The organism is Sorangium sp. So ce381 (assembly GCF_051473845.1).
GTDB lineage: Bacteria > Myxococcota_A > Polyangia > Polyangiales > Polyangiaceae > Sorangium > Sorangium atrum.
This window is the reverse complement of sequence record NZ_CP150336.1, coordinates 1,771,960-1,783,683: the sequence shown is the minus strand read 5'-3', so window position 1 is coordinate 1,783,683 and position 11,724 is coordinate 1,771,960. Positions and strand designations below refer to the sequence as shown.

The window sequence follows — 11,724 nt, the reverse complement described above, 5'->3', positions numbered from 1 at the left end:
GTGAGGAGTCCGTCGCCTGCGCCGCGCTCCGCGCGCTAGACGGCGGAGCGCCGCTCCTGGAGCGAGCGCGAGTGCCGGAGGATCACCTCGAAGACCTCGGCGACGCCGTCGGGGTCGAGGCCGAGCTCCAGGGCGCAGCGGCGGCGCGACTCCATCAGCCGCGCCTCGCGCACCGGATCCCGGACCGCCGCCCCGATCGTGGCCTTGGCGCGCCCGGCGCGCTGGACGAGCTCGGCCCTCCGCGCGAGCAGGCCGACGAGCTCCAGATCCAGGTCGTCGATGAGCTCCCGCGTCTCGCGGAGCTCGGGAGAGAGCGCGCCGAGATCGGGGATCGCGAGCGCGGCGAGGTCCTCGGGCGCGGCGTCCTTGGTCGGCACGTCGAGGCTTCGATCGACGGCGACGAGCGCGTCGATGAGGCGGCGGCGCGCCTCGCTCGCGAAGGGGTTCTCGCGGTGCAGCGCGGCGAACAGGTGCCCCGCGTCCACGCGCACCGTCTCGATCGTGTGAGCGATCCCCTGGAACGAGGGCGGCGCGTAGGGCGCGCCGGCGGGCACGCCCGCGTCCATCATGCCCTTCGCGATGAAGAACGCGAGCGCGTGCGTGAAGGCCATCACGCGGTCGTGCTCCTCCGGGGCCTGCTCCAGCACCTGACAGCCCATCCGCTCGAACAGCGCGACGACGCGGCGCACCGCGTCCGGGTGCGCAGGGTTCGGGCAGACGACGACGCGCAGCGGGCGCTCGCCGCGGGCGAGGCTCGCCGGACCGAACAGCGGGTGCGTCGCCACCCAGGGCCGGCTGTCGCCGAGCACCTCGGCCATGGCGCTCGCCGGCACGCTCTTCACGCTGCCCACGTCGGCCACGATCTGCCCCGGCGCGAGGTGAGGCCGCAGCGACAGGAGGGCCTCGCGCGCCGCTGGCACCGGGACGGCGACGATGACGAGGTCCGCGCCGTCCACGAGCTCCGGGAGCGAGGCGGCCCGCGCGGCGCCGCGGATCTCCGCGGAAGGGTCGAACGCGCGCACCGAGATCCCCGCGTCGCGGAGCAGCGACCCGAGCGCCGCACCGAAGCGGCCATACCCGAGGAATGCGACCTTGCCGATGCGCGCGGGCGGAGCGAGGCCACCCCCGGAATGTGGGAGAGAATGCGGCATGCGGCGGATACTACGACAGCCGGTCTACACGGATGTCACGTTTTCTCGGCGCAGCCGCGAGGATCCGCGACCCGCTCCGTGAGAGACAGGACGGCTCTCCGGCTTCTCCCATCCTGCCGCGCTCGCGGCGACGACGCTTCTCCGGCGAGGGCCGGAGGGGTGCTCCTGCGCCCGCGGCGGCTCGGCCGGCGCCGGCTCACCTGAGCTGCGTCGCTGCCACGCCGAGGATCGCGAGCAGCGACGCGACGGCTGCGATCAGCGCGATGCGCGCCCTGTGGCGCCCCGTGTCCTGCGCGCCGTGCCGCAAGGTCTCCGGGGCCGCCTCCGAGCTCGGTCCAGCGCTCTCGGGCGGGCGGGGCCTCGCGCTGAGCCCGAGCCCGATCGTCGGGAGCGAGGCGCGGGGGCGCGACGGGAGCGTCGCGCCGAGGAGCCGCGCGGCCCGCTCCACGTGATCCTGGCCCTCCGCCGACGCATGAGGGGCGAGCGCGATCGCCAGCTCGGCCACGCTCGCGGGCCGCCGCGCGGGGTCCTTCTCGAGGCAGCAGAGGAGCACGCGGTCGACGCCGGGGGGAATGTCGGACCGCAGCGCGCTCGGGAGCACCGGCGCCGCGCTCGCGACGCGCGGCGCGAGATCGGCGAGCGAGCTCGCCTCGAACGGCGGCCGCCCGGTCAGGAGCCGGTAGAGGATCGCGCCGAGCGACCAGACGTCGGCGCGCGCGTCGACGGCGACCGACGACCGCATCCGCTCCGGCGACATGTAGAGCGGCGCGCCGAGCTCCTCCCGCGTCTGCGCCGGCGCGCCGCCGTCGCTCGCGCAGGGCAGCTCCCTGGACGCGCCGAAGCCGAGCACCTTGAGGAGCGTCGCGCCGCCGGGGGTCGTCGCGAGGAACAGGCGCGCCGGCTCGAGGTCGCGGTGCACGATCCCCGCGGCGTGCGCCTCGGCCACCGCCACGCAGGCCTGCAGCACCCAATCGATGGCCTCCGAGAGCTCGATCCGGCCGCGGCCGCGCAGCAGCTCGGAGAGGTCCTGTCCGTCGAGGTGCTCCGTGACGATGTACGGGACACCCGAGGCGAGCTGACCGACGTCGAGCACCCGCGCGACGTGATCCCCCTTGAGCGCCACCGCCGCGCGCGCCTCCCGGAGCGAGCGCTCCACGCGCTCCGGGCTGCCGTCGGCGAGCAGGAGCTCGATCGCGACCCGCTGAGGAAGCACGAGGTGGCTCGCGAAGGCCACCGTTCCCAGCTCGCCGCTGCCCAAGATCCGGTCGACCCGGTACTTCTCGGCGATCACGTCCCCTGCGACGACAGGTGCGTTCATCAAAGCTCCCCGCAGCGCGCACCGGCGCGGGGGCAGCCGGCCGCCCCCCGTACATGCGCAGATTCATCCTAGCACCTTCGCTCGCCGGATTGGCGGTCGCCGGTCGTCGCCGGAGCTCGAAGCCAGCGCCGTGCTGCCCCTTTCACGCCCCATTCACCCCTTCCCGCGCAGCCAGACGGCCAGGCAAATGGCTGCTGGAGGGGCGCCCTCGCGGCGGCGGGAGGCCGCGCAGCGCGCGCCGTCGCGTTGTCGCGCCGAGAGGAGGAGGTGATGGCGCCGCGCGATAGCGCGAAGCGCACAACCCGACGTCTCTCCCATATCACGAGACCCGGGACTTCCCGGCTCGCACCAGCACACATCCTGCTTTATATTCTCGCGGCAACGCGCGGGGGGGAACGCGTATGACTCGGGCGGAAGCGACTGACGTCCACCGCTGCAGCCGATTTCTGCTCCGCAGACAGAGGTTTGCCGGGAGGATGGTGGTGCAGAAAACCGTTCGGGGGCGTCATCCAGCCCCGGGCGCGGCGGCCCTCCTTCTGCGCGAGCACGCCTTCCTGCGCCGGCTCGACGTGCCGGGGGTCGTGCGGCCGCTGGCGCTGGACGGCCCGGAGGGCACGCCGGCGCTGCTCCTCGAGGACGCAGGTCCCGAGGACCTCGAGCGCCGGCTCGCGCGAGGGCCGCTCGCGCTGGACGCGTTCTTCGATATCGCCATCGCGCTCGCCGAGACGTGCGCGCGCATTCACGGGAGCGGCGTCGTCCATCGCGCGATCGCCCCGAGCCGCGTCGTCCTCGGCGAGGACGGGCAGGTCACCCTGGTCCACTTCTCGGACGCGGCCGAGCTGACGAGCATGCCCCGAGCCGTGGAGCTCGAAAAGCTCGACGCGCTGCCCTTTCTGTCCCCCGAGCAGCTCGGGCGCACCTGCTGGTTCATCGACGCGCGATCGGACCTGTACGCGCTGGGAGCGACCTTCTACGCCATGCTCACCGGCGCGCCGCCCTTCAAGGACCTCGATCCGCTCGCGCTCGTGCACGCCCACATGGCGAGGAGCCCCGTGCCCGCGCACGTCGTGAGCCCCGGTGTCCCGGCGGCCCTCTCGGAGCTCGTACAGCGGCTCCTCGCGAAGATGCCGGACCTGCGATACCAGAGCGCCGAGTGCCTCGCCCAGGACCTCCACGAGGCGCAGAGGCGATGGCGCGCCACGGGCACCATCGCGCCGTTCGAGCTCGGCCGCATGGATCTCGCGCGGCGCCTCCCGCTGCCCGAGCGCCTGATCGACCGCGAGCGCGAGCTCGCCGTGCTGCGCGGCGCGCTCGCCCGCGTGTCGAGCGGCGGGACGGAGCTCGTCTTGGTGACCGGGGAGGCAGGCGTCGGGAAGACCGCCCTCGTCGAGGCGCTGCAGGCCGCCGTCGTCGAGCGGGGCGGGCGGTTCATCGAGGGCAAGTTCGACCTGCGCGCCGCGAACGTGCCCTATGCGTCCCTGGCAGAGGCGCTCCGCGCCCTCGCGGCCGCGCTCCGCGCCGAGCCGGAGGAGAGCCGCGCGCAGCTCAGGGAGGCGGTCAGCGAGCGGAGCCGCGCCCTCGGCGAGCTCTGCCCGGAGCTCACCGAGCTCCTCGGGGACGCGCCCGCGCCGCCGGCCGCGGATCCGATGCGCGCCGAGAACTGCTTCCTGCTCGCGATCCAGGACTTCGTGCGCGCGGTGGCCACCCAGCGGCCGCCGCTCGCGATCTTCCTCGACGACCTGCAGTGGACGGACGCCGCGTCGCTCCGCGTCCTCCGCGCCCTCGCCGCGGATCCGCGCAGCAAGCACGTGCTCCTGCTCGGCGCGTACCGGTCGAGGGAAGTCGGCGCCGCGCACCCGCTCCACCAGACCATCGAGGAGATCCGCGGCGCGCAGGTCCCCCCGATGACGCACCTCTCGCTCGGCCCGCTCGGCGTCGAGCCGGTCGTCGCGCTGCTCGCAGAGGCGCTCCGCTGCGAGCCGGAGCGGGCGCGCCCTCTCGCAGAGCTCTTCCTCGCCAAGACGGCGGGCAATCCGTTCTTCATCCGCCAGCTCCTCCGGTCCCTCCAGGAGAAAGGCCTGCTCCTCTTCGACGCGATCCGCTCGACATGGACGTGGGATCTCGGCCGGATCGAGCGGGTCGGGGTCACCGACAACGTGGTCCAGCTGATGTCGGAGTCCGTCCGCAGGCTGCCCCAGGCGGCGCAGGAGCTGCTGCAGGTCGCCGCGTGCATCGGCAGGCGCGCGGAGCTCAGGCTCATCGCGGCGGTGCTCGGCCGATCCGTCGACGAGACGACCGGGGCGCTCGTCCAGCCGCTCCGCGAGGGGCTCGTCGTGCCCGACGGCACGTGCGAGCGCGAGGCGGGGCTCGCGATCCGGTTCGTCCACGACCGGGTCCAGCAGACGGCCTACGAGCTCGGGCCGGAGCAGCTGCGGATGCAGCTGCACCTGCAGATCGGCCGCTTCCTCGAGGCCACCTGCACCAACGGGACGGACGCGGCGCTGTTCGACGCCGCGGACCAGCTGAACCTCGGCGCCGCGCTGCTCGACGCCGAGCAGCGGGACCACCTCGCGCGGCTCAACCTCCGCGCCGGCGTGAAGGCGCGCCGCGCCGCCGCCTTCGGCCCGGCGCTCGCGTATTTCCGCAGCGGCCTCCGCCTGCTGCCGGACGGCGCCTTCCGCTCGCGCTACGAGCTCTGGTTCTCCCTCCACCGCGACGCGGCGGAGTGCGCCGCGCTGACCGATCAGCACGCGGCGGCCCGCGCGCTCGTGGAGGAGGGGCTCCGCCACGCGGCGTCGATCCCGGAGAAGGTCGACCTGGAGGCGCTCCGGATCATGAGCGCGACGATCACCGGCGAGCACGATCTGGCGCTCAGCTGGGGGCGCGACGCGCTGCGCGCGCACTTCGGGGCCGAGCTGTCGGCGGCGGATCTCGACGCAGAGATCACGGCCCAGCGGCGGGCCATCGCCGGCCAGCTCGCGGAGCGCTCACCCGAGTCGCTCGTCGATCTCCCCCACGTGACGAGCCCGGAAGAGCGGGCCCGCATGAGGCTCCTCGCCGAGATGGTGGCCCCCGCCTGGTTCGCGGACCGGAAGCAGCTCGTGCTCCTCACCTCCCTCGGCGTCCGCTTCGCGCTGGAGCACGGCAACGCGAGCGAGTCGATCCTCTCCTACGCAGGGCACGCGATGCTGCTGGCGGCGGAGGGCGAGCTCTCGAGCGCCCAGGGCTTCGGCCAGCTCGCCGTGGAGCTCGCGCGGAGGTTCGAGGATCGCGCCCAGGAGACGATCGCCCGGTACATGTACAACGAGTTCGTTCACCCGTGGATCGCGCCGCTCGCGTCGGGCGGGGCGCCGTTCCGCGAGATCGTCGCCCTGGGCGTGTCGTCCGGCGAGCTCCGCTTCTCGTCTTACGCGCGCACGGGGCTCGTGGGGCACTCGTTCGCCGCAGGGGTGGAGCTCGATCTCGTGCTCGTCGACCTGAACGACGGGTTCGCGTTCAGCCAGCAGACCGGCAACAAGTCGACGCTCTTCTACCAGGTCTCCTACCGGCAGATGATCCGGTGCCTCAAGGGGCTGACGAGGGGCCGGAACGTGCCCGAAGACGCCGAGTTCGACGAGCGGGTCTTCCTCGAGGCGATGCAGCGGGAGCCGCCGGCGAAGTGCGTGTATCACATCCTGCGGCTCCAGGCCTCGTACCTGTTCCGGGACCTGGCCCAGGCCACCGCGCACGCCGACGCGGCGGTCGCGTCCATCCACTTCCTCGGCGGCTACATCCCGGAGTGCCAGTACGCGCTGTACGCCGCGCTCACGCTGCTGTGGCGGTGCGATGAGGCCGACGAGCGGGAGAGGGCCGCGCTGCTCGCGCGCGCGACGGACCTGCAGCGCGCCCTGCGAGGGTGGGAGTCGGGCTGCGCGGAGAACTTCCTCCCGCGGCGCCTCCTCGTCGACGCGGAGATCGCCCGCGTCGAGCGCAGGTTCGAGCTCGCCGGCGCGCGGTACGACGAGGCGATCGAGGCGGCGACGCGCGGGGGGTTCCTCCACATCGCGGCGCTCGGCAACGAGCTGGCTGGGCGCTTCTACCACGGGCTCGGGCGGGCCCGGATCGCGGCCATGTACCTGCGCGCCGCGCACCAGGGGTTCGCCTGCTGGGGGGCGTCGGAGAAGGCCCGCGCGCTCGCGGAGGAGTTCGGGCTCGGCGGGTCCGGCGACGAGCCCGAGCTCGCGGAGGAGCGGCTCCCGGCGGTCGCCCTCGACGCGCTCAGCCTGCTCAAGGCCGCGGAGACCCTCTCGGGCGAGATCGTGCTCGATCGGCTGCTCGAGAAGCTCCTGGGCGTCTGCCTGGAGGCCGCCGGCGCGCAGTGCGGGGCGCTCGTGCTCGAGGAAGAGGGGGAGCTCTTCGTGCGGGCCCAGGGGTCCGTCGCCGCTCCTGTCTCCATCGAGCGCACGCCGCTCTCCCGGTCATGCGAGGTCCCCCGGCAGATCGTCGAGCACGCGCACGGCGCGGGCGAGATCGTCGTGCTCGACGACGCGGACAGCCAGCCGGAGCGCGAGCGCGATCCTCACTTCGCCGAGGGCGGCTCGCGGTCGGTCCTGGTCCTGCCCATCCAGCGGAACGAGGCGCGGCTCGGGGTGGTTTACCTCGAGAACAACCTCACCACGTACGCCTTCACGCGCGCTCGCGTCCACGTGCTGGAGCTGCTCTCCGATCAGATCGCGATCGCCCTCGAGAACGCCCGCCTCTACCGCGAGGCGCAGCACGCGGTGCGCGTCCGCGACGAGTTCCTCAGCGTCGCGTCGCACGAGCTCAGGACGCCCGTCACCTCCCTGCGCCTCGGCCTCCAGGCGTTGCTCCGCCGGGGAGACCACGCGTCCGACGAGCGCGTCGCGCGCGCCCTGCAAAGGATGGATCGGCAGGTGCACCGGCTCGTCCGGCTCATCGACGACGTGCTGGACGTGTCGCAGCTCCACACCGGCCGGCTGGAGCTGCACGTCGAGCAGGTCGATCTCGCGGAGGTCGTGGACGGCGTCGTGGAGCGGCTCACCGAGCGCATCGCGCAGTCCGGCTCGCCCGTGAGCGTGCGCGCCGAGCCGTCCGTCGTGGGGTCGTGGGACAGGAGCAGGCTGGAGCAGGTGGTCTCGAACCTGCTCGACAACGCCCTCAAGTTCGGCGGCGGCAAGCCGATCGACGTCTCGGTCGCGCGGAAGGACGGCACGGCGGAGCTCGTGGTGCAGGATCAGGGCATCGGGATCCCGGCGGGGCGGCTCCCGCACGTGTTCGACAGGTTCGAGCGCGCGGTGTCGAGCCGCCATTTCGGCGGGCTCGGGCTCGGGCTCCACGTCGTGAAGAGCATCGTCGAGGCGCTCGGCGGCGCGGTGCGCGTGGTCAGCCGGCCGGACGAGGGGGCGCGGTTCACGGTGGAGCTGCCCTGCGAGCGGCCGGCGGCGAGCCACGCGGCGTCGGCGACGCTCGGCGGCCTGCAGGCCTGACGCGAGCCGACGCGGGCCGACGCGAGCCGACGACTACGGCCTGCCCTTCGGCTGCTGCGGGACCATGAGGATGTACGGCGTCGCGGGCTCCTCCCCCGGCGGCACCGCGCGGGGCGCGGGGACGCCCTTCTCCCCGAGGCTCCGGATGAAGCGGTACATCGCGACGAGGTCGCCCTCGTGCAGGGTCACGTAGTTGAGCCATGGCATCGGCGGCCGGCCGGCGGCCTCGCGGAACATCCGCACCCAGGCCTCCTCGCTGAGGTTCTGGGCGGAGATCCGGAGGTTCTCCGCATAGCTCGTCCCCCACGGACCTCGGTAGCCGACGTCGCTGCCCGTCAGCCACTCCGAGGCCGGGAGCCTGCCGCTCGATCTGTCCCAGCCAGGCGTATGGCAGTCGTTGCATCCGCCCACGAGGATCAGGTACCGGCCGGCTTCCTCCGGGCTCCCCGCCGTGACGCGCGGCGAGGCAGGAACCCGTGCCACGGCTGCACAGCCGATCGACACCAGGAGCACCGCGCCGAGCAGCCACTGCACAGTCCGGCGCGCCGCGCGCGCCCGGTCCGCGGCGGACGATCTCGATCCGGCGCGCGTTTCGCTCTGCATTCCAACCATTCCACCCCTCGTGCAGCGCGCGTGCCGGGCTGCGGCGCGGCGCGCACGAGCGCGCTAGCGGCCGCCGGCGCGGGCCTTCCTCCGCGGCGCGGCCATGAGCGGACGGAGTCCGTTCACGCAGGCGAGGACCGCGGAGCCATTGTTCATGAGCGTCGCCGCGACCGGGTTGAGGAGCCCGGGGATCGACAGCGCGTACGCGACCGCGTTCACGCCGAGGATCATCGAGAAGTTCTGGTGGATGAGGCGCATCGCGGCGCGCGAGACGTCGATCGCCTCGACGAGCTTCGACAGGTCGTCCTCCACGAGGACGACGCCCGCCGTCTCCCGGGCGATCTCAGCGCCCGCGGACACGCTGATGCCGATGTCGGCGTACGAAAGCGCCGGGGAGTCGTTGATGCCGTCCCCGACGACCGCGACCGTGCGGCCCTCCTGCGTCAGCCGGCGCGTGATCTCCGCCTTGTCCTCGGGCAGCATCTCCGCGAAGTAACGGGTGATGCCGAGCTCGAGCGCGACCTGCCTGGCCACCTCGCGGCTGTCGCCCGTCAGCATGACGATGTCCTCGATCCCGCGGGCGCGCAGGCTGCGGATCGTCGCGCGGCTCTCGGCCCGGATGGCGTCGCGGCAGGCGAGCGTGGCGACGTGCCGGCCGTCGACGGCGAGGAAGAGGAGCGATTTCGCCGCCGCCTCGAGCTCCCTCCTCGCGACGGGCTCGGCGCGGCAGACGACGCCGAGCTCGTCGAGGAAGCGGGGGCTGCCGAGCTGCACGACCTTGCCGCAGACCCTGGCCTGCACGCCCCGACCGACGAGGTAGCGGGACTCCTCCCGGTCCGGGATCGTCAGAGACCACGCCTCGGCGAGCCGGAGCACGGCCTGCGACACGGGGTGGGTCTGCCGCGCGGACACCGCCGCGGCGAGCGTCGCCGCCTCGCGCTCGGACAGGCCGTCGTGGACGAGGAGGTCCGTCACCTCGGGGATGCCGGAGGTCAGCGTGCCCGTCTTGTCGAACACCACGGTCGACACCTTCGCGAGCTTCTCGATGTAGGCGCCGCCCTTGATGAGGATCCCGCGGCGCGCCGCGGCGTTCATCGAGGCGAGCACCGTCGTCGGGGCCGAGACCCGCGGGCCGGTGCCGAAGTCGATCGTCAGGATCGCGGACACGCGGCCGAGGTCCCTCGTCGCGGCGAGCACGAGCGCCGAGCAGGCGAGGGCCGGCGGGACGAGCCGGTTCGCCACGAGCTCCGCGTAGTTCTGCGCGCGCGTCTCCAGGGCGGGCGCGTTCTCGATGAGCCGCGCCGTGCTCGCGGCGGTCGTGTCGCCGCCGACCCGCTCGGCGCGGATGTACAGCTTGCCGTCCTTGATGACGGTCGCCGCGAAGCAGCGGTCGCCGGGGCCCTTGAGCACGGGCATCGACTCGCCGGTCAGCGTCTGCTGATCGACGAGCCCCTCGCCGTCCGTGACCGTCCCGTCGACCGGGATGACCGATCCGGTATAGACGACGAGGAGATCTCCGGCGACGAGCTCGGCCACCGGGATCTGCACCTTCGCGTCGCCGCGGACCACCCACGCGAGGTCCCGCTGGTACTCGAGCAGGCCGCGGATCGCGCGCCGGGCGCGCGCCTGGGTGCGATCGCGGATGTGGTCGCCGAGCGTGACCAGCCAGATGATGCCGGCCGCGTTGATGGCGTCTCCGGTCGCCACGGCCGAGGCGATCGCCAGGCTGTCGAGCAGGTCGACGTTGAGCTTGCGGTCCCGCACCACCGAGTCCCACGCCCTCTTGAGGATGGGCGCGGACGTCGCGGCGATGAACGGGTACGCGAGCAGCGGCGAGACGAAGCTGCCGAGCGAGAGGACCATGCCGACGCTCGACAGGTAGAGCGGGCGCTTCGCGAGGGCGGCCGCGCGGCGCGCCTCCCGGGCGGCGCGCGCGGCGCGCAGCGCCCCCCGCGGGGCCGGCGCGGCGGAGGCCGATGCGGCGGCGCGCACGATGACGTCGAGCTCGACGTGCCGCGGGTCGTGCTCGACGACGGCGCTCGACGCGCCCTCGGCGATGCGCACGGACAGGACCCCCGGCAGGGCGGTGAGCCCCGCCTCGAGCAGCGGGCCGAAGGCCGCGTCCTTCCCGAGGCGGGGGAGCCGCAGGCGGACCCTGCCCGGGATCGCGTGGACCACCGAGACCGGCTCGGTCCCGGTCGATAGGAGCGCTGCCATCGTCACCCCGCCTCGCCGCCCGTGGGTGCGCCCGCGCTCGCGAAGAAGCTCTGAATGCGGCCGTGGTTCAGCACCACGAAGAAGTCGACCCCGTACTTCACGAGCGTGATCCAGTGGGGCATGCCCGGGGAGCGCCGCGTCAGCACCTGGAGCAGCCCGGACCCGACCAGGAGCGCCGGGAGCAGGAGCTTGAGGTCGACGTGCGGCGGCGGGACGGCCTGGGACGCCGCGTTCAGCCTGTCCGCGGCCTGGACGACGAAGCGCGCCGTCCGGCCAGGGCTCGGCGGCTCGATGGGCGGCGCGCAGGGCGAGGGCGTGAGCTCATCTATCGACCGGCAGCTACAGCCCGAGAGCTCGGGGATGTGCGCGAGCTCGGAGAAGACGTCCTCGAGCGGGACGTCGGGCTCGTGCTCGATCGTGAGGCTCGCGGCCCACGCGCTCGCCCGCGCGTCGACGACGCTGGGGCAGGCGCGCGCCAGCTCCGCGATCTCCTCCGCCCTCGCCGGGTCCCTGCGCAGCGCGGGGACGGCGAGGCGCACGCGCCCTGGAACCCAGTGGATGATGACGACCCCTCGATCGCTCGGCATGGCTCACCTCCCGGCCTGCGAGGCCGGGTCACCAGAACACCCCACTCGTCAGCTCCCGGGCGGCTCCATCTCCGCGCGCGACCACCCTTCCGCGCCGCCCGAGCCGGCGCGCTGATCCTGGCGTGCCATCTCCTCCCTCACCTCGGCGACGAGGTCGGCGACCCTCTCCCTGCCCTCACCGAGCGCGCCCCTGATCTTGTCCGCGGCGACGAAGCCGAGCGCCATGGCCCTCTTGACGGTCGGACGGGTGATCCTCGTCAAGCTGGCGAGCCCTATACCGATGATGATGCCGAGCCCGAGGCGTTCCATCCCCACTCCTCTCCTCGAAATCCACGACCGACGGCGAGCCAAGGCGCGCCGAA

At 73.5% G+C, this 11,724-nt stretch carries 7 protein-coding genes; 1 reads left to right on the top strand and 6 read right to left on the bottom strand.

Features of this window, described 5'->3' with window-relative positions:
- Positions 1 to 35: 35 nt before the first annotated feature.
- Both WMF29_RS06750 and WMF29_RS06745 read right to left on the bottom strand, forming a co-directional pair.
- Entirely contained in the window at positions 36 to 1,151 is a 1,116-nt protein-coding gene (locus WMF29_RS06750) for a prephenate dehydrogenase/arogenate dehydrogenase family protein (protein WP_437328048.1), read from the bottom strand.
- 196 nt (positions 1,152 to 1,347) lie between these two features.
- On the bottom strand, positions 1,348 to 2,469 hold the full coding sequence (locus WMF29_RS06745) for a serine/threonine-protein kinase (protein ID WP_437328047.1): 1,122 nt from the start codon (positions 2,467 to 2,469) through the stop codon (positions 1,348 to 1,350).
- Positions 2,470 to 2,870: 401 nt separating this feature from the next.
- Here WMF29_RS06745 and WMF29_RS06740 point away from each other — a divergent pair, with 401 nt between their 5' ends.
- Positions 2,871 to 7,955, top strand: a complete 5,085-nt coding sequence (locus WMF29_RS06740) for an AAA family ATPase (protein ID WP_437328046.1) — start codon at positions 2,871 to 2,873, stop codon at positions 7,953 to 7,955.
- A gap of 33 nt (positions 7,956 to 7,988) precedes the next feature.
- Here the strand turns inward: WMF29_RS06740 and WMF29_RS06735 are convergent, their stop codons facing one another.
- The 4 genes from WMF29_RS06735 to WMF29_RS06720 all read right to left on the bottom strand — a co-directional run bounded on the left by WMF29_RS06735 (position 7,989) and on the right by WMF29_RS06720 (position 11,671).
- Positions 7,989 to 8,558 (bottom strand): cytochrome C, encoded by a 570-nt coding sequence (locus WMF29_RS06735; protein WP_437328045.1) that lies wholly within the window; start codon positions 8,556 to 8,558, stop codon positions 7,989 to 7,991.
- Positions 8,559 to 8,621: 63 nt separating this feature from the next.
- Positions 8,622 to 10,775 (bottom strand): heavy metal translocating P-type ATPase, encoded by a 2,154-nt coding sequence (locus tag WMF29_RS06730; protein ID WP_437328044.1) that lies wholly within the window; start codon positions 10,773 to 10,775, stop codon positions 8,622 to 8,624.
- A 2-nt stretch (positions 10,776 to 10,777) separates the two neighbouring features.
- Positions 10,778 to 11,362 (bottom strand): hypothetical protein, encoded by a 585-nt coding sequence (locus WMF29_RS06725; protein WP_437328043.1) that lies wholly within the window; start codon positions 11,360 to 11,362, stop codon positions 10,778 to 10,780.
- A gap of 48 nt (positions 11,363 to 11,410) precedes the next feature.
- Positions 11,411 to 11,671, bottom strand: coding sequence for a hypothetical protein (locus tag WMF29_RS06720; protein WP_437328042.1), 261 nt, complete (start codon positions 11,669 to 11,671; stop codon positions 11,411 to 11,413).
- Positions 11,672 to 11,724: the final 53 nt, after the last annotated feature.